The sequence below is a fragment of the Paenibacillus sp. ALJ109b genome (assembly GCF_010747435.1).
In the GTDB taxonomy this organism is placed as follows: Bacteria; Bacillota; Bacilli; order Paenibacillales; family Paenibacillaceae; genus Paenibacillus; species Paenibacillus taichungensis.
Map to the genome: position 1 here is coordinate 150,006 of NZ_JAAIFP010000023.1, position 22,477 is coordinate 172,482.

The 22,477-nt window shown below is 46.4% G+C and carries 17 protein-coding genes and 2 tRNA genes; 1 reads left to right on the top strand and 18 read right to left on the bottom strand.

Annotated elements, in window-relative coordinates; all coding sequences use genetic code 11:
- Positions 1-27: 27 nt before the first annotated feature.
- The 13 genes from pheS to leuB form a co-directional block, all read right to left on the bottom strand.
- Positions 28-1,062, bottom strand: a complete 1,035-nt coding sequence (gene pheS, locus G3352_RS21160; RefSeq protein WP_024628331.1) for a phenylalanine--tRNA ligase subunit alpha — start codon at positions 1,060-1,062, stop codon at positions 28-30.
- Positions 1,063-1,520: 458 nt separating this feature from the next.
- Complete coding sequence (abc-f, locus tag G3352_RS21165) at positions 1,521-3,413, bottom strand: ribosomal protection-like ABC-F family protein (protein WP_163759490.1); 1,893 nt, start codon at positions 3,411-3,413, stop codon at positions 1,521-1,523.
- A gap of 491 nt (positions 3,414-3,904) precedes the next feature.
- A tRNA-Gly gene (locus tag G3352_RS21170) sits at positions 3,905-3,975 on the bottom strand.
- Between the two features lie 11 nt (positions 3,976-3,986).
- Positions 3,987-4,060 (bottom strand) — tRNA-Pro (locus G3352_RS21175).
- A gap of 142 nt (positions 4,061-4,202) precedes the next feature.
- The gene (locus G3352_RS21180) at positions 4,203-6,329 is read right to left on the bottom strand and encodes a bifunctional diguanylate cyclase/phosphodiesterase (protein WP_163759493.1); all 2,127 of its coding nucleotides are present in this window, start codon (positions 6,327-6,329) and stop codon (positions 4,203-4,205) included.
- Between the two features lie 405 nt (positions 6,330-6,734).
- Positions 6,735-7,691, bottom strand: a complete 957-nt coding sequence (locus tag G3352_RS21185; RefSeq protein ID WP_063564204.1) for an aldolase catalytic domain-containing protein — start codon at positions 7,689-7,691, stop codon at positions 6,735-6,737.
- A gap of 83 nt (positions 7,692-7,774) precedes the next feature.
- On the bottom strand, positions 7,775-9,091 hold the full coding sequence (locus tag G3352_RS21190) for a DUF4129 domain-containing protein (RefSeq protein ID WP_163759496.1): 1,317 nt from the start codon (positions 9,089-9,091) through the stop codon (positions 7,775-7,777).
- The gene (locus G3352_RS21195) at positions 9,088-10,203 is read right to left on the bottom strand and encodes a DUF58 domain-containing protein (protein ID WP_163759499.1); all 1,116 of its coding nucleotides are present in this window, start codon (positions 10,201-10,203) and stop codon (positions 9,088-9,090) included. Before G3352_RS21195 ends, G3352_RS21190 begins: the two co-directional genes overlap by 4 nt.
- A 3-nt stretch (positions 10,204-10,206) precedes the next feature.
- The gene (locus tag G3352_RS21200) at positions 10,207-11,175 is read right to left on the bottom strand and encodes an AAA family ATPase (RefSeq protein WP_163759503.1); all 969 of its coding nucleotides are present in this window, start codon (positions 11,173-11,175) and stop codon (positions 10,207-10,209) included.
- A gap of 127 nt (positions 11,176-11,302) precedes the next feature.
- Complete coding sequence (locus tag G3352_RS21205) at positions 11,303-12,406, bottom strand: ATP-binding protein (protein WP_076289929.1); 1,104 nt, start codon at positions 12,404-12,406, stop codon at positions 11,303-11,305.
- A 443-nt stretch (positions 12,407-12,849) separates the two neighbouring features.
- On the bottom strand, positions 12,850-13,266 hold the full coding sequence (locus G3352_RS21210) for a hypothetical protein (RefSeq protein ID WP_024628323.1): 417 nt from the start codon (positions 13,264-13,266) through the stop codon (positions 12,850-12,852).
- Positions 13,267-13,623: 357 nt separating this feature from the next.
- A complete protein-coding gene (locus G3352_RS21215) occupies positions 13,624-14,163 on the bottom strand; it encodes a peroxiredoxin (protein WP_024628322.1) in 540 nt (179 codons plus the stop codon).
- 273 nt (positions 14,164-14,436) lie between these two features.
- Positions 14,437-15,522 (bottom strand): 3-isopropylmalate dehydrogenase, encoded by a 1,086-nt coding sequence (leuB, locus tag G3352_RS21220; protein ID WP_024628321.1) that lies wholly within the window; start codon positions 15,520-15,522, stop codon positions 14,437-14,439.
- A gap of 231 nt (positions 15,523-15,753) precedes the next feature.
- On the opposite strand from leuB, the gene G3352_RS21225 reads away from it, so the two are divergent.
- Positions 15,754-16,734 (top strand): aldo/keto reductase, encoded by a 981-nt coding sequence (locus G3352_RS21225; protein WP_163759506.1) that lies wholly within the window; start codon positions 15,754-15,756, stop codon positions 16,732-16,734.
- Positions 16,735-16,960: 226 nt separating this feature from the next.
- On the opposite strand, the gene G3352_RS21230 is transcribed toward G3352_RS21225, so the two are convergent.
- The 5 genes from G3352_RS21230 to G3352_RS21250 all read right to left on the bottom strand — a co-directional run bounded on the left by G3352_RS21230 (position 16,961) and on the right by G3352_RS21250 (position 22,378).
- Positions 16,961-18,502, bottom strand: coding sequence for a 2-isopropylmalate synthase (locus G3352_RS21230; RefSeq protein ID WP_064639488.1), 1,542 nt, complete (start codon positions 18,500-18,502; stop codon positions 16,961-16,963).
- A 123-nt stretch (positions 18,503-18,625) separates the two neighbouring features.
- Positions 18,626-19,618 (bottom strand): ketol-acid reductoisomerase, encoded by a 993-nt coding sequence (ilvC, locus tag G3352_RS21235; protein ID WP_024628318.1) that lies wholly within the window; start codon positions 19,616-19,618, stop codon positions 18,626-18,628.
- Between the two features lie 301 nt (positions 19,619-19,919).
- A complete protein-coding gene (ilvN, locus tag G3352_RS21240; protein ID WP_091001074.1) occupies positions 19,920-20,402 on the bottom strand; it encodes an acetolactate synthase small subunit in 483 nt (160 codons plus the stop codon).
- Complete coding sequence (gene ilvB, locus G3352_RS21245) at positions 20,399-22,150, bottom strand: biosynthetic-type acetolactate synthase large subunit (protein WP_063564197.1); 1,752 nt, start codon at positions 22,148-22,150, stop codon at positions 20,399-20,401. The genes ilvN and ilvB overlap by 4 nt, the downstream gene beginning before the upstream one ends.
- Before the next feature lie 78 nt (positions 22,151-22,228).
- A complete protein-coding gene (locus G3352_RS21250; RefSeq protein WP_163759509.1) occupies positions 22,229-22,378 on the bottom strand; it encodes a hypothetical protein in 150 nt (49 codons plus the stop codon).
- Positions 22,379-22,477 lie beyond the last annotated feature (99 nt).

A 22,477-nucleotide genomic window follows, 5' to 3' on the forward strand; every position in this document is an offset into this window, starting at 1 on the left:
CGTTCGCCCTGTATGCTACTTCGGTAATTACAGTCGTCCGAATTGTTTCAGGAACGCCATATCACTGTTGTAGAAATGACGAATATCATCAATGCCGTATTTCAGCATGGCGATACGCTCTACGCCCATTCCGAATGCAAACCCACTATATTTCTCCGGATCATAACCGCCCATCTCGAGCACTTTCGGGTGAACCATACCGCCGCCCAAAATCTCAAGCCAACCTGTCTGTTTACATACACGGCAGCCACTGCCTCCACATTGCACACAAGTCACATCCACTTCAGCACTTGGCTCTGTGAACGGGAAGAAGCTTGGACGCAGACGAATCTCGGTGTGTGAACCGAACATTTCGCGTACGAATTGCAGCAAGGTACCTTTCAGGTCACTCATGCGAATGTTCTCGCTAATAACCAAACCTTCAACCTGATTGAACTGGAACGAATGCGTCGCATCATCATCGTCCCGACGGTATACTTTACCCGGACAGATGACTTTAACAGGCACTTCACCTTTCATGCTTTGCATAGTGCGAACTTGAACCGGAGACGTATGCGTACGCATCAACAGATCTTCTGTTACATAGAAAGAATCCTGCATATCACGCGCCGGGTGGTTCTTCGGCAGGTTCAGTGCTTCGAAGTTGTAATAATCCATTTCAACCTCAGGACCTTCCGCTACGCGGTAACCCATACCGATGAAAATATCTTCGATTTCCTGTACCACTTTAGTCAGTGGATGCAGTCCACCTTGACGTCCGCGACGTCCTGGCAGGGTCACATCAATTTTTTCGGATTGCAGGCGTTTCGCCGTCTCTTCCTTCTGGAACTGCTCCTGCTTGCTATCAATGACTTCTTCAATCGCGCCGCGAACATCATTGGCAACCTGACCAATCACCGGACGTTCCTCTGCACTAAGCGCACCCATACCGCGCAAAATCTCGGTCAATGCACCCTTTTTCCCCAAATACTTTACACGCAGATCACTCAGCGTCTGTGGATCGTTCACGCCAGACAGTTGCTCCAGCGCTTCGATCTTTAATGCCTCCAAACGTTCTTTCATGTGTAAATGCCCCCTTTATGTGGTTTAATGCAACAAAAAAAGGCCTTCTCTCCCCAAAAGGGACGAAAAGACCGTGGTACCACCCTTGTTAGACATTCAGTGCTGCCCGGCCCTTCCGGCCTGCAACATGTTTGCCTCACTCTATACGGAATAACGACCGTTAACCGTTACCCCCTACTGGCTCCTGCGATGAATCGCATGATATGGTTCAGGGTACCGCTCCGGAGTGAATTTCAGCAGCCTTGTTCTACAGAAACGCTCTCAATCTACGGCGCTTCCTCCCTGTACAGAGGCACTGCTTACTTGTCTCCATCATCACGTTTGCATGTCAGATAAACCTTCAAATTTACTGATGATCGTCCATTATTATATGCAAAATCGCTCGAAATAGCAAGCCGTAAAGCCGCATGTTCAAACGTTAAGCCAAAAAGTAAAACGGCATAAGCTTCGTCAATCGATTACTTATGTTTTCGCAGCTCGCGCAACTGTTTCAAACGACGCTGAATTTCGCGAACCTCGGCAAACTCAGCCGCCCGTTCAATTACATCATCAGGCTTAGTCAACACATCATTGCTCGCACTGTTCATGGGAGATAATAGCTCGGATAAACGCATTTCAAGCAGCAGCCGTTCATCATCTGACTCCCGAACCTCAAGGGCGGACTCTCGTAGTTTAATGGATTGCTCCCAATCCTCCACTCCACCTTCATACAGTGTAGCCTTCCCGCCGGGTTCTAAATCAAGCAAGCGGCTGGCGAGTACTTTGGTCAACATGCGGTCATGGGATACGAGCACCAGTGCTCCGGATGCCTGCTTCAATATATTCTCCATCACTTCCTGTGTGTCAATATCCAGATAATTGGTCGGTTCATCCAGCACCAGCACGTTAGATCCCCCGAAATACAACCGTAGGAATGCAACTCTGCACTTCTCTCCCATGCTTAGATCCCCAATACGCTTAAACACATCATCTCTTGAGAATAAAAAGCATCCGAGAATGGTACGTGCAGCACTTTGTGTCATGGATGGAAGACTGAGCAAACTATCCAGAAGTGTCTCACTTTCCGGTAACCCCTCAAGCTCTTGCGAAAAATAACCGATCTTCAGTTGTGGATGTCGTGTCACTTTGCCCTGGGATGGTTCCAGCTCTCCAATTATCAGTTTGAGCAGTGTCGTCTTGCCTGTGCCATTCGGACCACGTACGGCAAGACGATCTCCACGTTCGACCGCAATCCTGATATGGTGAAGCAATGTGGGGCTCCCCGGGTAAGCAAAGCTAACGTCTTCCAGTGCAAGGAGTTGGCGGGCAGCCAGCGTGTTCACTTGCAGCTCCATGTTCAATTTTGCAGCTTCGCGGGGTTTATCCACGCGTTCTTTCTCCAGGCGCTCCAGTTGTTTTTGCTTGGCATGGTAGCGAGAAATGTTCTTGTTGGCTTTCGCTTTGTAAAAGCTCTGAGTTATTTTCACTTCCACATCGCTTGCTGAATTATGAGCCTGATGAAACCATTGCTGATAATTGCGGATCGTCTCTTCTAGCGCTTTCCGTTCCAGCTCCTGCTTGCGATAGGTTGCTTCCTGCTCACGTAATTCGCGTTCCTTATGCCCTTTGTAGTCGGTGTAGCCGCCTTTATATTTGGTCAGTGCATCCGGGCTAAACTCAATGACACCCGTTGCGACCTGATCAATAAAGGTCCGGTCATGAGAAACAAACAACAATGTTCCAGCATAGGCCGAAAGCCATTCTTCAAGCCAGCGCATGCTCTCTTCATCCAGATGATTCGTCGGTTCATCCAGAATCAGAAATTTGGGTTTACTGACCAGCAATCCTGCGAGACGGGCCTTCGTTTTTTGCCCACCACTCAAAGAATGATACGGCCGATTCCAATGTTCCGACGATAACCCCAGACGAGTCAGTACCTTCTCTACCTCAGTCTCCCACATATACCCGTTCAATTGCTCATATTGCTCCATCGCTATCGTATAAGCTTCGAGCAGCCGCTGCTCATCTGCCGCTCCACTGTTGCTCATCCGTTGTTCCAGTAATTCCAGGTCACGCTTTACCTCGTAAATCCGTCCACTTTCCTGCCGGACAGCATCAAGCACATTCATCTCAGGCTTGATCAATGAGCGCTGGCGCATAAAACCCCATTCCTGCTGCGGAATGTGACGTTCGATGCGTCCACCACCCTCTTCTTCACCAAGAATGATGCTTAATAAGGTGGTCTTGCCACAGCCGTTGCGACCTAGAATGGCGAGCCGCTCACCTTCATTTATTTCGAGATTTAATCCTGCAAACAACTCATTCCCGTTCCACTCTTTCGATACTTCATGTAGGCGTACCATTGTCATCATGAGGCCTCATCCTTCCTGCAATTCAAAATAAAAAAACCGCTGGCATCAGCCGGCGGTCTGGCAATTCAGGATTGGATAAAGCGTCAAAAAACAAGCATAAGATACCCCACGGTATGAACAAAGAACCCTTAAAAGGGTATACACAAGCTAAGCCAGAACAGCCTGCCTGTTTCCATACCTGATCCCATAGCTGAATTTGGACACACGAATCCCCTCATTGCTCAGCCGCTTTTTGGCTGACTGCGTCATAAACTCTCTGCAGTTACTGGGGTTGAATTCATGTGTTTTACTTCATGGGACGTATGGTTACCTCTCATTCATGTGTAGTATCAATTTCTCCGTTATTGTACCAGATGATGGGGAAAAAGCAAAGGTTTTCAATTCAGCTCAATGATATTCTCCATTTAAACATGACTTAAAATACACTATCTAACTTCTAGAAAAAGAAAAAACCCTTGTTTTCACAAGGGTTTCAGGTCTTACATTAGTTAAGCGGGTGATGGGAATCGAACCCACGCTATTAGCTTGGAAGGCTAAAGTTCTACCATTGAACTACACCCGCGCGAATGACGATCGGGACGACACGATTTGAACATGCGACCCCCTGGTCCCAAACCAGGTGCTCTACCAAGCTGAGCTACGTCCCGTCAAGTTCCGAGGAACATTAACATGAATTTTACAAAATTAATATACCATGATCATCCAACGCTTGCAACTTCTTTTTACCATGTTCCCTCTAACATATCGAAACAAAACAAGACAGAAGCGTGTCCACGCCCCTGTCTATCCTTAACCGGTGGGTTTATCCACATCTCTCAAAAACTTTTTTTCAAAATCGGCTGCCACAATCGGTTTGCTGAAAAAGTACCCTTGAGCCTCATGACAATGCTGATCACGAAGAAATGAAAGCTGGTCCTCATTCTCAACACCCTCAGCCGTCACTTTCAACTGCAGGTGATGAGCCATCGACGTAATGGTCGACACAATTGCCGCGTTATTGCTGTCCTCCATCACTTCATTGACAAAGGAACGGTCAATCTTGAGGCGGTCAATCGGCAGATCTTTCAAATAATGCAGTGAACTGTACCCGGTGCCAAAATCATCAATACTAATGTGCACACCAATTTCCTTAATTTTGCGCAACTGCTCAAACGCACGATCCTTGTCAAACGTCATGCTCTCCGTAATCTCAAGTTCAAGCCACACTGGTTCCAAGCCTGTCTCTTTGAGAATACCGCTGATGTTGTCCAGCAGATGGGAATGCCTGAATTGTCTCATGGACAGGTTAACCGATACACAAAGCTTGCGGTAGCCGGCTTCTTGCCAGCGTTTGTTCTGTGCACAGGCCTCACGCAATACCCATTCTCCAAGCGGCACGATCAGCCCGCTCTCCTCAGCAAGAGGAATAAATTCCCCAGGGGATACAGAGCCTCTCAGCGGATGCTGCCAACGCACCAAAGCCTCCATACCCACAATCAACCCACTCGCCAGATTAACCTGCGGCTGATACACAAGATAGAACTGCCCACGATCCAGCGCTTTGCGCAAATCATTCTCAAGCTGCAAACGTTCCTGGGCTTTCATCTGCATCGCATGGGCATATCGGTTTAGCTCTATTCCTTGCTCTTTGGCATTATGCAGCGCCGTATCCGCATTCTGGATGATCTCTTCCGGTGAGTCTCCATCATGCGGGAATATCGCCATACCAATACCCAACGTGAGATGATACTCGTTCCCATCCACCGTTACAGGTTTTTCAAACAGTTGCAAAATCGATCTTGTCCGCTGCAATGCCGTATCTGTTGTGCAGAAGTCTGTCATTGTCAATACGAACTCATCTCTTCCCAGTCCGAACACTTCCTCTCCCGGAAGCGAAGAATGCTTCAAACGCTGTCCTACCTGACGAAGTACACGGTTAGCCGCTTGTTGCCCTAACGAATCATTAATCGTTTTGAACCGGTTGATATTCAATACCAAGACACCGACAAGCTGTTCCTCTACCATCGCAGCATTCATCATCACTTTCAGTCGCTGAGAAAGACGACGACGATTCGGCAGTCCTGTCACATCATCATGGTGAGCAATAAAGTTCATTTTCGCTTCAGCCACCTGTTGTTTCAGGAAAGGCGTATCTACCACAGACGAATATAGTCCCTTCTGGATGAAGAAATAGCCCAAACAATCGCTTAACAGACCTAGCAACAGATTGAGATCATTAATCTTCGTAGCAGAGACAAAGTAACATTCCCCAAAGAAAAAACAGAGGATTGCACAAAGAATGGTAGGCAGATCACCATCTTTGCCTTTTTTCCATTGAACGAATAACACGACCGCAGTCACGCCATACAGCATTCCGATCAGAAAATGAATTCGGGTAAACATGCCGCCAAGCACATTCCCCTCCAACAAGTTCGGCAGAATAGCCCATTCCTGAATTGCAACTGTATACAAAACAACAAAAATACCGAGTGTTCCACTGAAAATTAGAAATTTGCGTGGTAACGCAATTCCCCTCTCGTTGACTGCATATATGAACAGCAAACCTGCCGCACAAACAAGAGATCCTAGTGAAATCATCTTCAGCGAGAATTCCGACTCCACCATCGCGCCATTTGGCATTTCTTCGGCAAAAGAAACGATGTGAACCAACTCAAACAAACCAATCAATAAAAACAACGTAGTCATGAGGACCCTACGGAGGGTCAGTCTTTGAGTCTGAAATAACCAGCTTTGATTATAAATGCCGATACAGGCCGCTGCCGCAGCGAAGCCACCCAAGAGTGTCAAAACCGGGTAAACCGATATGATCAGATCAGAGCTTGCGGAGGAACGAAACCATTGACTTGCGAGGAAACACAATAAGCCGCCTATCGCGACCCAACCTATTTTTCTCTGATCTTGCTGATTAGCCTTCATGCCGTGTTTTTTCCTTCCCGGGATCGCCTATCCTGAAATAACCTTAACGATATAAATCTAATTTGTTACAATATTCGACATTTTCATCTCTATCAACGTTCAATTCACATGTGAAAACATGCTATCTGGTACATAATAACATTTATTTCCGCAGACGTGAACAAAAAAAATGAGCATTCCTAGGAATATTTATTCATAGATATGTAGAAAAACAAGGCAATAAGAACTAAAAAAACATGAACTCCCCATTGGAGTCCATGTTTTTTTAGTTTGCAACTGTATTTCAGACTAATTTTCGCCATATGTGTACTTTTCGACTTAAAACGCTAATGCGCTAAAGTTATAGACGTATTAGATCCCTTCTCTTGCTGACTTGAAGTCAACTTCAAGAATTATGCATCAAGCTTATTTGTCAAAATTAACTTCTGGTGTTGTCAATTTATCATAGAAATCAACAACCTTATCTTTGTCTTCCGACGAACGCAGTGCCATCGCCGAGCGAGGGTGCTCGTCCAATGTACCTGTAATCATATAAGGCAAAATGTAACCCCACTCTTCTTTTTCACGAAGAGGGACCATCAATTGCTCCAATACACCAAGGACTGGACGCAGGTTGTATTTCGTGCCTTTCAAATGAGCAACAAGCAGTTCAGTAGGGCAGTTCCCTGCAGCACGTCCCATACCATATACGGAAGCATCCAGCAGTTCAACACCAAGCTCAGCTGCTACCAACGAGTTCGAGAACGCCAGTTGCATGTTATTGTGTGTGTGAACGCCAAGACGTTTGTTCGGCAGATGAGTCTTGAACTTCTCCACCAGATATTTCACATCGTTATGATCCAGGCTTCCATAGGAGTCTACTATGTATACAACATCCACAGAACTTTCCTTGATCAGTTCAAAAGCTTCCAGCAGTTCATTTTCCATAACATTAGACAATGCCATAATGTTCAGCGTTGTTTCATATCCACGATCGTGGAATGTTTGAACCAGAGCAAGTGCCTTATCTACATCTTTGCTGTAGCAAGCTACACGGATCAGATCCAGCATGCTTTCGCTGCGAGGCAGAATGTCATTCTCGTCCACACGTCCAACGTCAACGAGTGCAGACAGTTTGGTATTTCCTTTTTGCGGAATTACTTTGCGCAGGAAATCATCATTCAGAAAACGCCATGGTCCTGCTTCTTCTGCACCTTTCAAGAGCTTAGGTGAGTTTTTATATCCAATTTCCATATAATCAACGCCAGCTTCATTCAATCCAGCATAGAGCTGTTGAACAAAGTCCACGCTAAAGTCCCAGTTATTTACCAATCCACCATCACGGATTGTACAATCTACTATTTTGCAATGATTTGTCTTCATTAATGTCTGCTCCTTTTCTGACCAACTTGTGTATTCCTCTCATGATACTTGAACGTAACAAGAAAAGTAAAGGGATTCCCGACTTATTTACTTCGATAAGATTTCCATATCCGATCAATCTCACTCATCTCGGAATCGTCTGGAGATTTCTTCCCATAGCGCACAGCGTTATAGGTATCTGGTAGCATTGCAGAGAGCTTCTGATCATCTTCTCTGGCTCCATGCTGAACAATCGCCTCTGCAGCCTCCAGTGGCGTATGTGCACCCTGTATATGCACGCCCCGGTGTGCAGCTCTGTCGATCCACTTCCGATAATAAAATCGAACACGTTCAGCTTCCTGTGAGGGTAGCGACTCCTTCTTGCGGAACCAGGATTTGCGCGTTTTTGCAGGCGCCTCTAACGTTTCGCTAATGTCCACATACTCCGTCCGTGGTTCTACCTTCTTCTGACCGGGCTGCAGCAGCCCTTTGAAACGCTCCATAAGTTTGTTTATCGCCTTCTGCCCCAAACGCAGGATAAGCCACAAGATCACAACTACGACAGCCCCCATGACAACCCAGCCCAGGATATCCCAGAAAATGGAGGGCTCCCCTGCCGGTTCCATCCCTTCAGGTATCATTGGCGGTTCATTTGGAGCTGTAGGTGTAATAGGAGGTTCCTGATTGGAACTCGAGCCTATTAAACCTCTGATCCAAGCAAGCAGACGGTCACGCAGTGGTCCTAGCCAGGCAACAAGACTGGGAAAAGCACCAATTCCAGCGATCACAATCAGCATCCATAACAGACGCTGGTGATTCGCCCGGGCAAACTCACGTAACACGATCCGTTTTGAGCCATCATTTAATATCGCACGATCCAGCTGCACACTGTATTGGCCTACTAGCCAGCCAACAAAACTGATTACTCCTGCTGCATATATGGTTCCGGTGTAAGTCCGAAGAGGTTGCATGAATTCAATTCCATTGGCCGCCCCACTGAGCACAATTGCACTGACTACACCCCAAATCTGCAAGCGCCAAATCAAAATCGAACGGAAGACAGGTTGAAAATTCAACCCAATATAGGCTGAAATCACACCCCATACCACTGCCGTCAGTAAATCAGGTAAAGGAAACGCCCACACTAGGGCAATTACCCATGAGATCAACAGCCCCAAAAGCAACGCTGCACCCCATCGAATAAACGTGTTCTTTTCGCTGATGGTTGGTAACCTGTGCTGTACCCACTGACCTAACCAGCCAGCAATAACAAAGATAGCCATTAATGTGTATGGAAAATGACCGGTTGCATAGAGGGAAGTAAGCGTTAATAGCGGATAAAAATATACCCCAATCAACAGAACGGCCGACATGAATAAAAGTACTTTTTCCTTGGTATTGTTGCTGTTGGTCTCATTCATGCACTCACCGCCTTGGAATCGCTTTTCCCGCCCTCTACGGGGAGTATGGTCACACGGTGGCCTTGCTCATGCAAACGCGCAATTTCATGTTCCATAGATGGAGATACATAGGACGTAATTAAGAGATAACTGCGAACCTGCTGAGCCTCTTCATTCCGTTCTACTTCATCACTCAGGAACTGCTCCATGGGAACCATGCATTTCAGCTCCGTCTCTGCCATAGCTTCCAGTAACATTTCCAGATGAGGACTGCCGTAATCAGGCTCAATCCGCAATGGATCGCGCCCTCCACTCACACGACAGCCATTATGAGCAAATCCCGCGGGTAACCCTCTTCCAATTGCATCTACCGCTGCTGTTGCCGCATAACGAAGTGCCCGTTCGATCATCTCCGGGCGGGTAACGACACTCCACATGTCCGCCGACTCCTGAATATTGACCACAATCCAGGATTGAGGGTCCGCAGTCCATCCCTGCTTATAAACCTGCAATTCTCCAGTGCGTGCACTCGCTTTCCAATGAATACGGTTCATCGGATCACCCGCACCATACGGTCGTACCCCGAGAATCAGAAAAGGATCTTCAACAATCCAACGGGATACCTCAACCTCACCTTGCCATACCTGATAGATCGCAGGCAGATCCTCCGCATGAACAAGTGAAGGATATACGACCATGGACAGATGAACGGGAATAGGCTTCGAGGTACGCCAAAGGCCGAACAAGTCCCCTCCGGTCATGGTTACTGTGTTTAACGTGTAGATCCCACGTCTGCTGCATACAAAAGGATGCTTGCGCGTAATACGGGTAAACGGTTTCAAAGTAAAGATACTTTTATGATTCTGATAAATATCTCCCTGACTGATATCCATGCCCGAGCCCGAACGAAACACAAATGAAACTGGCATCATAGCTTCAAGTCTGAGCCATGGAACCGATATTCGTTTTTCATTCGCAATCGTCTCAACCATCTCCAGCTCATCCCCGGCGTAACAACGCATTTTGCTGAATTCTCTGGTGTACTTCAGCTTGCGTAAAGCCGGACGGCCGAACCATATGCCGTGTACTCCAATAACAATGCCTCCGACAATGACTAGCCATAGTAATGCCATATGTTATCGCCCGCTGCCTGTAGCAAAATTCTCCGTCGGCACTTCAGTCTGGCTCAGAAGTTCCTGAATAATACGCTCCGCCAAGCCCTCTTGTTGTCTCACTCGGTTGCGGAATACAAGCCGATGGGCTAACACGGGCTCCGCCAATATTTTAATATCATCAGGGAGAACGAAGTCTCTGCCATGTAAAGCAGCCCAGGCCTGACTTGCCTTGAGCAACGCCTGCGCTCCTCGTGGACTTACGCCCAGTGAAAGCTCGGGATGCTGCCTAGTCGCTTCTGTCAGACGGATAATATATCGCAATAGATCTTCGTCAATTTGGACTGATGTATAAGTGCTCTGTGCCTCAAGCAGCTGCTCGCGACTAATGATAGCGGACAGATCGGCAACAGATCGGCTCGATACCGTACGTCTCAAAATTTCTACACTATCTTCACTGCTTGGATAGCCCATTCGGATCTTCATCATGAAACGATCCATCTGTGCCTCGGGTAATGGAAAAGTTCCCTGGTTATCTACTGGGTTTTGGGTGGCAATGACGATAAATGGTCGTTCCAGCTGTCTGGTTGAACCATCAATACTGATCTGCCGTTCCTCCATACACTCCAGCAAACTGGACTGGGTACGCGGTGTAGCCCGGTTAATCTCATCTGCCAGCACCAGGTTGGCAAACAGGGGGCCAGGTCTGAATTCAAAGTCACCTTCTTTTTGGTTAAAAAAATGAATACCCGTTAAATCGGATGGCAAAAGATCCGGTGTGAATTGAATACGCTGGAAGGTACAATCCAGTGAAGAGGCTACTGATTTGGCCAACATGGTTTTCCCCGTACCGGGTACGTCCTCCAGCAGGACATGCCCTGAAGCGATGATGGCTGTCATCACAAGCTCAATCGTATGGTCTTTGCCCACAATGATTTTCCCTACATGGTCCATTAGCTGTTTGTTCATTTGTTCCATTCCCTGGATATTCATAATTAGTTCTTCCTCCCGTGAATTGAGCTATGTATTCGCATTCATTCTAACTATAACCCTAATCGTCCCAACAAAAAACAACAGGAATCGGCGGGTAGGCCAATTCCTGTTCGCATAACTCTTGTCTTTACACCAAAGGAAGCATAATGATGAACCGGGTGCCTTCCCCTTTTTTGCTATCCACAGAGATGTTGCCTCCGTGATTTTTGATAATGCGATAACTCACGGAAAGCCCCAGTCCTGTTCCGCTCTCCTTGGTGGTGAAAAACGGGTCAAACAGGCGCACAAGGGTGTTGTGGTCCATCCCCTGTCCATTATCAGCAATAGAGATCTGCACATACTTGTTCTCGGTTCCCGTGGAGATCTGAATCAAGCCAGTATGCTCTTCGCCCACATCCTCGATGGCATCCATTGCGTTTTTAACCATATTCAAAATTACCTGCTTAATCTGTTTGACATCAATGGACACATTTAACGGGACTTCTGCTTCATCCAGGGTAATCTCGCACCCCTTCATTAATCCTTCGCTTTCTGTCAGCAAGACCACCTCTTTGAGCAAAGAGTTAACAGACATAATGGTCTTCTGAGGAGCTGACGGTTTCGAGGAATTCAGAAATTCGTAGATAATGTCGTTCGCCCTGTCAATCTCCGTTAGAATGATTCGAGCGTACTCGTCTTTCCCCAATTGCAGCAAATGAGGACGAAGCAACTGGATAAATCCGCGGATAGCCGTCAAAGGATTGCGAATTTCATGGGCAATCGATGCCGAAATCCGCCCCAACATTGCAAGTTTGTCATTTTGATAAGCGGTCTGCTCAATCTGTTTATAATCGGAGACATCCTTCACACTGAAGAGAAAGTCCCCATCCATCTGATCCCCATACGTTACTGTAACCAGCCAATGCCTGCCATACTCGTCAATCAATTCATGATAGCGCTTACGATGAAAGATAGTTTCCCGATAGATGCGTAAAATTTTCTTTTTCTTGAATCGGCTCATCTGTGGATGATGCAGCATCTGCATCAGAGTGCAGCCGCTCAATAGACTCCTAGGAAGCTCCAACAATTTTGCCATTTGAACGTTAATAAACGTCAATACACCATTACTGTCAAACAACATTATACCGCTATCCAGATGCTCCAGGACATTCTCATACTTGTTGTTATCCAGATGTACAGGCGGGAATCCATTCGTTGGTCGAGGCACTGTATCCTGAAATTCACTAATCATGTCAGGTTCCTCCTTTTCACGTAAATGATAAACTTGCCATTCGGACATCATATCATCACAGAAACAGGAAGGGCCGATTTTATTTTTCATTACCGGTGCCCTTTCATTAGGGGGCTGAGCCGAAAATATGGATGGCATGTCCGGAACCCAAGCTGGTCTATTCCGGGTAACCAAGAGTCGATCCGGAAAACATTATACGTCTGTTCCATTCTAACCTTCTCCTATTCCCAAACACGAACATTTTTTGCTCCGCCTCTTTTGCAAGTCTGTTTTTATCATAGACAAGTTTATAGAAGGGAGTCAATCGGAGAAAGTGTCGAATGGAAATTATTTTAAGAAAAACCGTGAATTAGTTTCTATATACAACAAAAACGAAGCTTTTTCGCTCGATTAGCGAATAAGCTCCGTTTGTATAGTTTAAATTTTAAATAATTAAATTCAATCTATAGTCCACTCTTGTTATGCTGAATTTTAAGTCTGCGCTGACTCATGACGGCTAAGCGACGCTTGAGTTCACTTTCCCACTTCTCATCCTTCATTTCCTTGGCAAGACGAAGTAGATCCAGAGACATGTCGATCTGACGCTGCACAATGACCATAGCATCTTCGCTTTCACGATTCACGCAATTTTCAAAAATCGCATCTTCATCTTCCGTCACGTAATCTTGAAAATCAATCTCCGACGCACCATCTCCATGCGCATATTCAGCCAAAATTTCATATTCATTTTCCACTTTATAATGCACTTCTACCCGGTGACACACCGGACAAAACAGCAGGGGAACATTATGAACCTGGGTGCGGTAATGCTTCAGCGTGCCCTTTGTTCCCACCATACTTGCCCCACAACAGTAACTCATTTTTGTTCACCCTCCTTATAACGTGCCGAGACTTTTTAATGGATAGCAGTCCCGTACACTTCAAGCACTTCCGAAAAAGGAATAGTTCCATCAGTGTATCACATTCATGTACAAATTATAAATGCAGAGCACCGGAATATTTACCGGGTTTCCATACCCTATTCGCCTTGAGGCCCTTCGATTCCTCTTTCCAGAGATAAAATGAAGGCTTTCTTCTATTACATCATTACCACGTTTACGTCCCTATTTAAACACTTTTCTTCCTTTAGGCCTTATATTCTCGCAAAAGGGTGCAAAAAGCCCTCAATCCCATGAGGGATGAGGGCTTGAACAATAAACGTTCAAGTTCAATCAGGCTTACAGGTTGTTGTCGCCTGGTTTCCAGTTCATTGCACACAATCCACCGGATTGCAAAGCTTGCAGTACACGAAGTGTTTCTTCAACACTACGGCCTACATCATTGTGGTTAACTACTTGGTATTTCAATTCGCCTTCTGGATCGATGATGAACAAGCCGCGCAGTGCAACGCCTTCTTCTTCGATCAGAATGCCATAATCTTTAGCAACTTGTTTCGTGATGTCGGAAGCAAGTGGGAAGTTCAATTGACCAAGACCATTGCTGTCTTTAGGTGTGTTGATCCAAGCTTTGTGGCTGTGTACGGAGTCAACGCTCACGCCAAGAACTTCAGTATCCAAAGCTTTGAATTGCTCAGCAGCATCACTCAAAGCTGTAATTTCAGTTGGGCACACAAAAGTGAAATCCAAAGGATAAAAGAAAAATACGAGCCATTTGCCACGATAATCGGACAGTTTTACGGAACCAAAGTCTTGTCCATCTCCCGATACTGTTTCCATTGCAAAATCCGGTGCGGGTCTACCAACCAAACGTTCTGCCATAACTAACAATTCCTCCTTTGGGATTATGTAAGCACTCAAGTTGAATGCTCATCATCAAGAAAAACGAGAACGCTTTTCCTGTAATTAAAATGGGTTTGTTACTTGATAACAAGTACAAGTAAAATGTTATCATCCGGACTTCTCAAAGTCAAGATTATAATCGTTGTTTTATTATAATAATTATAAATAAGGATTTTTCGTGGCAAAAATCATAAAGGAACAGCCCTCTGCAATTCCAAATCGGAGCAAAGGGCTGTACTGTTCTTACTATTATTAAGCCTGTTTCTGAATTGCCGCGACGATCAGATCGCCCATCTCTGTCGTACTGATCGCTTTGCTCTTGTCTACAGCGATATCGCTTGTACGATGGCCCGCATTCAGCACATCAGACACAGCTGCTTCAATTGCGTCAGCACCTTCTGCATAACCAAAGGTTGTACGGAACATCAATGCCAGCGAAAGGATCGTTGCGATCGGATTCGCCAGTCCTTGACCTGCGATATCCGGCGCTGAACCGTGTACTGGCTCATACAGACCAAAACTGCCTTCACCCAGTGATGCAGATGCGAGCATGCCGATTGAACCTGTCAGCATCGCTGCTTCATCACTCAAGATATCTCCGAACATATTTTCAGTCACGATAACATCAAAGCTGGATGGACGACGCAGCAACTGCATTGCACAGTTGTCTACAAGTACATGTTCCACTTCAACATCCGGATATTCCGGTGCTACACGGTTAACCACTTCTCTCCAAAGACGGGAAGTTTCCAGCACGTTGGCTTTATCTACTGAAGCCAGTCTTTTGCTACGTCCTTGGGCAATTACAAATGCCTGACGAACAATGCGCTCCACTTCGGTTACATTATATACGCATGTATCCACTGCTTCTTCACCTTGTGCACCTTCACGTCTGAACTTTTCACCAAAGTAGATTCCACCGGTCAACTCACGCACGACCATCAGATCCGTACCTTCCAGCACTTCCGGTTTCAAGGTCGAAGCATCCTTCAAGCAATCAAATACCACTGCCGGACGCAGGTTCGAGAACAGTCCGAGCGCTTTACGAATGCCAAGCAAGCCTGTTTCCGGACGCAATTCCTTGCTGTTGTTGTCCCATTTTGGACCACCAACGGCTCCGAGCAGCACTGCATCTGCACTCTTACATACTGTCAGTGTTTCTTCAGGAAGAGGTGTACCTTTCTCATCAATGGCGATTCCACCAAACAGCGCATGCTCTGTCTCAAAACGGTATCCGAACACTTCCTCCGTACGTTTGAGAACTTTCTCTGCCTCTGCTACAACTTCAGGACCGATTCCGTCGCCTGCGATAACTGCAATTTTTTTCACGTCTGCCATGGGTTGTCCACTCCTTATATCTATTCATTCGGGTTATTCATTCAATGATTAACGTGTCATTTTTAACTCTCTCTTTTGTATCATATTCAGAGGTCATTTGACCAAGATATACAATCTATGACTTTAATAGTTTTTACCTATAAGCGGTTTAAGATTGGTTGTTCTGTACCTCTGACTGAGTTAAAATAAAGCCTGAAGACAAATTCAGGTAACTCAGGAGGGATTGCAATCATGCAATACACGTACTTGGGAAAATCAGGTCTTAAAGTCAGCCGGATCTGTCTCGGCACGATGAACTTTGGTCCTGCTACAGACGAAAAAGAGGCATTCCGCATCATGGATGCGGCACTCGATGCTGGTGTGAACTTTTTTGATACCGCTAACATTTATGGCTGGGGCGAAAATTCGGGTCTCACCGAGGAGATCATTGGGCGCTGGTTTAAACAAGGCGGCGGCAGACGAGAAAAAGTCGTTCTTGCAACCAAAGTTTATGGCTCAATGCATGATGATACAGACGGTCCAAACAATGATGCAGGTCTCTCCGCCTACAAAATCAGACGACATCTGGAGGGTTCCCTCCGCCGCCTGCAAACTGATCATGTTGAACTGTACCAGATGCACCACGTTGATCCCGCCATCTCATGGGACGAGCTGTGGGGCGCTTTTGAGAACGCTGTTCATCAAGGCAAAATTGGTTATGTAGGTTCAAGTAACTTTGCTGGCTGGCAGATTGCCGTTGCCCAAAGTGAAGCCAAGAATCGCCATTTCCTCGGTCTTGTATCCGAGCAGCATAAATACAGTCTTAACTGCCGTTTGCCTGAGCTCGAAGTGCTGCCCGCAGCGAAAGAGCTGGGCCTTGGCGTTATTCCATGGAGTCCGCTTGACGGTGGGTTACTTGGACGCAATGCGCTCCAGAAGCTGGAAGGTACACGCAGTGGTGGCATTGCTGAACGGATTGAGTCCCATCAAACTCAGTTGGAACAGTTCGCAGCACTTTGCCGTGAACTCGGCGAACCGCAGGATACCATAGCTTTGGCTTGGGTTGCCGCTAATCCGGCAGTTACCGCACCCATTATTGGGCCGCGTACGCTGGAGCAGTTTGAAACTGCGCTCAAATGTTTGGATGTTAATTTGGATGAAGCGGTCCTCAAACGTTTGGATGAAATCTTCCCAGGTCCGGGAGGACAAGCTCCGAACGCCTATGCTTGGTAAAAGCATATCGGCTTAACTGAGTACGTCATTTCAATGAAAATGCTCTAAATAATAATGCAATTATCCTATACGTAACAACAAAAAAGTCTGACCTTCAAATGTTGAGGGTCAGACTTTTTATGTACCTCACTGAACTACAATACTTAGGGCTGGGAACTCCATCTCAGCTTCTCCAGCCAAACGAATTCCAGTCCAATGAAGAGCTTTGCTTGCTGCAAATGATGTGTTACAGGTTCACATTAACGCGATTCGTATACGTCTTGCGTTTCTCAATCAATTTGTTCAATCCATCGACATAAGCACGTGCACTGGCACCCAGAATATCAGTACTTACACCACGTCCTTGTACGGATATTTGGTTTTGAGTAAGTACGACGTGTACTTCTCCCAATGCGTCCTTACCATGCGTAACGGATTTGATTGAGTAGTCGGATAACGTTACTTCTTCTCCGCTCACTTGGTCAATCGCATTATAGATGGCATCTACCGATCCATTTCCTTCTGCTTGTTGTTCCACCGTATCACCATCAAGTGTAGCAATACGAACTTTAGCCGTTGGAGTGGATTCATCACCATACGTCACAAAGATGGATTCCAGTTTAAACACCTCAGGTGCATCCTGCAATTTCTCTTCGATGACCGCCAGTAAATCCTCATCTGTCACTTCTTTTTTCTTATCAGCCAGATCTTTGAATTGGGCAAAAGCACGGTTCAATGCTTCATCTTCCAGTTCATAACCCAACTCAATCAAGCGCTCACGGAAAGCATGACGTCCCGAGTGTTTACCCAGTACGAGCTTACTTTCCTTCAGACCGATGGTCTCTGGCGTCATAATTTCGTACGTTGTTTTCTCCTTCAGCATGCCATCCTGGTGAATTCCAGATTCGTGTGCAAACGCATTCGCACCAACAATCGCTTTATTACCAGGCACAACCATACCCGTCAAACGACTCACGAGACGACTGGTCCGAGCAATTTCAGAAAGTTGCAGCGAAGTTTTCGCCTGGAAAAATTCCTGACGTGTCTCCAGTGCCATGGCAATCTCTTCAATCGCGGTATTACCTGCACGTTCACCAATGCCGTTAATAGTGCCCTCAATTTGATCGGCTCCATTCAGAATGGCTGCAAGTGTGTTAGCAGTGGCCATCCCCAAGTCGTTATGACAGTGTGCACTCAGCTGCACTTTATCAATGTTGTGTACGTTCTCCTTGAGATGTTTGAAAATATTACCGTACTCATATGGGCTCAGATAGCCCACCGTATCCGGGATATTTACAACAGCTGCGCCTTCTTCCACAGCCATATTTACCATTTCAACGAGGAAATCATACTCGGTACGACCTGCATCCTCCAACGAGAATTCGAGCTTCGAAAAAGTTTTCTTCGCATAACGAATTGCAGAACGAGCTGTATCGAGAACCTGGGCTCTGTCCATGCGCAATTTGTGCTGACGATGAATGGGGGAAGTTGCCAAAAAGATATGGATACATGGGTCTTGAGCGCCCTTCAACGCTTCTTTCACCGCGTCGATATCCTGCTCTCTGGAGCGGGACAAGCCAATGACGGTAACGTTTTTGACCGCTTTGGCTACTGCATTAACTGCCGCCAAATCGCCTGGAGAGGCCGCGGGGAAACCGGCTTCCATCCGGTCAATACCAAGCCGCTCGAGCTGGTGAGCAATTTCCACCTTTTCACGAGTATTCAGATTGACCCCCGGGGATTGTTCTCCATCACGCAGCGTTGTGTCAAATACATAGATTTTACGCACGCCTCGCACCTCCTAGACATGTATTTTATGTTCATCTAAACCAGTAATAGCGGCACACGCATATGCACGGCCGCTATTCCCGGTTAAAGCTGTAAGTTTACTAGAATACCTTAAAACGAATGCTTACTTCTTGATCCAGTGCATCATCTCACGCAATTGTCCGCCAACCACTTCGATTGGGTGTTCAGCTTCGTTGCGACGAGTTGCTGTCAGGAACGCACGGCCGGATTGGTTTTCCAGGATGAAGTCACGTGCAAATTTACCTTGTTGGATATCTGTCAGGACTTCTTTCATTGCTTTCTTCGTATCTTCAGTTACTACGCGAGGTCCAGTTACATAGTCACCGTACTCAGCTGTGTTACTGATGGAATCACGCATGCTTGCAAGTCCACCTTCATACATCAGGTCAACGATCAATTTCAATTCGTGCAGACACTCGAAATATGCCATTTCAGGAGCGTAACCCGCTTCTGTCAATGTTTCGAATCCAGCTTTCACCAGTGCACTTACACCGCCACACAGAACAGCTTGCTCACCGAACAGGTCTGTTTCTGTTTCTTCACGGAAGGAAGTTTCGATAACCCCTGCACGCGTGCAACCGATACCTTTAGCATAAGCCAAACCGATATCTTTTGCTTTACCTGTTGCATCTTGCTCAATTGCGATCAGGCCCGGTACACCGAATCCTTCCACGTAGGTACGACGTACCATGTGGCCAGGGGACTTAGGAGCTACCAGCAATACATCGCTGTCTTTTGGAGCAACGATTTGACCGAAATGAACGTTGAAACCGTGGGAGAAGAGCAATGCAGCGCCCTTTTTCAGGTTTGGTTCGATTTCGTTTTTGTATACAGAAGCTTGTGTTTCGTCAGGCAGCAAAATTTGAACTACGTCTGCACGGCTAGTAGCTTCAGCCGGGGACAGAACTTCAAATCCGTCATTTTTTGCAGTGTCAAAAGATTTACCTTCACGAAGTCCGATGACTACGTTCAATCCACTGTCACGCAGGTTTTGAGCTTGGGCATGGCCCTGGCTACCGTAACCGATGACCGCAATCGTTTTTCCTTTCAATACGCTAAGCTCTGCATCCTGTTCATAATAAGTAGTTACTGGCATGTTTATAAGTCCTCCTTTGTATTGTAAAGAACCCTTCATTAATGAGCGGGTGTCTCAAGGGACCGGCACGCTTTTCCAGCTTTAGCGTCTCTGGTCTGATCCGATCCGTTCAGACACCCGCCCGTTAATGCGGGTGTGTGGCTATATTGTCAAGCGTTACATCACTAAAATGTTAAATTGCAACTTATGCGGGACTGGCACCTTATCTAAGATTAACGATATTTCTCAGCTTAATGCTGCTAACACACCTTTGTCGTTCCGTTGATAAGCATCAGACCATGCTTTTTTTCAATATGACTGTTTAAACGTTGCCTCGTACCAATGCAGTTACGCCTGTACGTGACAGTTCACGAATACCGTATGGTTTAAGCAATTCAATCATCGCATCAATTTTTTCTGTATCCCCGACCACCTGTACAATCAGGCTGCCTGGACCAACATCTACAACAGATGCGCGGAATGTCTCCACCACACCCAGAATTTCTGGACGCTCGGATGGCTCTGCCTTGACCTTGATCAATGCAAGTTCACGGGCAACCATCGGTTTCAGACTGAAATCAACTACTTTGATGACATCGATGATTTTGTACAGTTGCTTTTCAATCTGTTCCAGCGTTTTGTCATCACCAATCGTCACAATGACCATCCGGGACAAACCCGGTTCCTCGGATTGACCTACCGTGATACTCTCAATGTTGAATCCCCGTCGACCGAACAACCCTGATACCCGCTGCAGGACGCCAGGCTGATCATTGACCAATATCGAAATCGTATGTCTTATCATTCCTCAGCATCCCCCATCAGCATTTGATCGATTGTCGCTCCTTGCGGAACCATTGGATATACATTTTCTTCCTTGCGTACTACGAATTCAACAACGACCGGTCCTGGTGTATCCAGGGCTTCTTGCCAAGCACGCTCGGCTTCTTCCTTGTTGGTTGCACGCAATCCTTTTACCCCATAAGCTTCAGCAAGTTTTACAAAATCAGGGCTACCTGCCAGATCGATATGACTGTAACGGTTCTCATAGATGATCTCTTGCCACTGACGTACCATTCCAAGGACCTGATTGTTGATAATAACAATTTTCACCGGGATGTTGTTAATGGCACAAATTGCGAGTTCTTGAGAACACATCTGCATTCCGCCGTCACCGTTGATGGAAATAACGAGTCTGTCCGGGTTGGCCATTTGAGCACCGATTGCAGAAGGGAATCCAAAACCCATCGTTCCCAGTCCACCTGAGGTTACCCATGAACGTGGTTGGTTGAATTTGTAATACTGAGCAGCCCACATTTGATGCTGTCCAACGTCCGTAGTCACAATTGCTTCGCCTTTGGTTGTATCATTGAGCATTTCCACAACCCATTGCGGTTTTAATACTTCATCTGAATCTGTGTAGCTGTAAGGTTTCTCTTGTTTCCATTGTTTGATCTGATCTCTCCAAGCATCCGCACGTTCAGCACGTTGAACCTCTTTGTTCGCTATTTCGAGAACCGTTTTCACATCACCAACGATTGGAATGTCGGTTGCGATGTTTTTGCCAATTTCAGCCGGATCAATATCAATGTGCACAATTTTGGCATGTGGAGCGAATCCGTCCAACTTGCCTGTTACCCTGTCATCGAAGCGTGCTCCGATGTTGATCAGCAAATCCGATTTTTGAATCGCCTGATTGGAAGTGTATGTTCCGTGCATACCCGGCATCCCGGTCCATAATTCGTGACCACTTGGGAATGCTCCAAGTCCGAGAAGTGTTGTCGTGATTGGAATGCCTGTCTTCTCCACAAATTCGAACAGTGCTTCGTGTCCACCGGAGTAAACTACACCGCCGCCTGCCAGAATCATCGGACGTTCCGCTTCCTGAATCGCCTGAGCCAGACGATCAACCTGAAGTTTGTTCGGTACTGTCCGTGGGTTGTACCCTCTCAATGTAACAGGTTCAGTCACCGGTTCAAACAACGTTTTGTTTGCCGATACATCCTTCGGAATGTCGATCAATACGGGGCCTTTACGACCTGTATTCGCAATATGGAATGCCTCATGAATGACACGTGGCAGATCTTCTACGTCTTTTACCAGGTAACTGTGTTTGGTGATTGGCATTGTGATTCCAGTAATGTCCGCTTCCTGGAAAGCATCTGAGCCGATCAGGCTGGAAATTACATTCCCGGTAATGACTACGAGTGGTACGGAATCCATATACGCTGTTGCAATACCCGTAACTAGATTCGTTGCTCCAGGTCCGGAGGTAGCGATACAGACACCCACTTTTCCGCTCGCCCGTGCATATCCGTCAGCTGCATGAATGGCGCCTTGTTCGTGACGAGTTAACACGTGCTTGAAATCCTCGAAACCATACATCGCATCGTAAATGTACAACACTGCGCCGCCCGGGTAACCAAAAACACACTCTACACCTTCCAGCAACAAGCTTCTCAGCAGAATTTCTGAACCGCTAATGACCTCCGGCTTCATCCATTTTTCACGTAATTCATCTGTCGATCGTACTTCTGGAATTTGAGCTCCCATCAGTCATCCTCCTCTCGGAATTTACATCATTCTGACATTTAAAGTTACAAAAAAAACCTTCCATCCCTGCAAACAAGTTTATGCTTGCGAGGGACGAAAGGTTGTTGCTTCCGTGGTACCACCCAACTTTGTCCGAAATTTCGCAATAACGGACCTTACCAGGTACAAAAAACGATAGATCAAACGGATATACCCGTTCTCCATACCTGTTGTCTGTAACGCAGACATACGATTTCCCCTAATAACCCAATGGAGTGACATCCAATGCTTTTCAGGAAAACAGCTCCGAGGTGAGCTCGTATATAAGGGGTAATGGTGGTGGTTTCA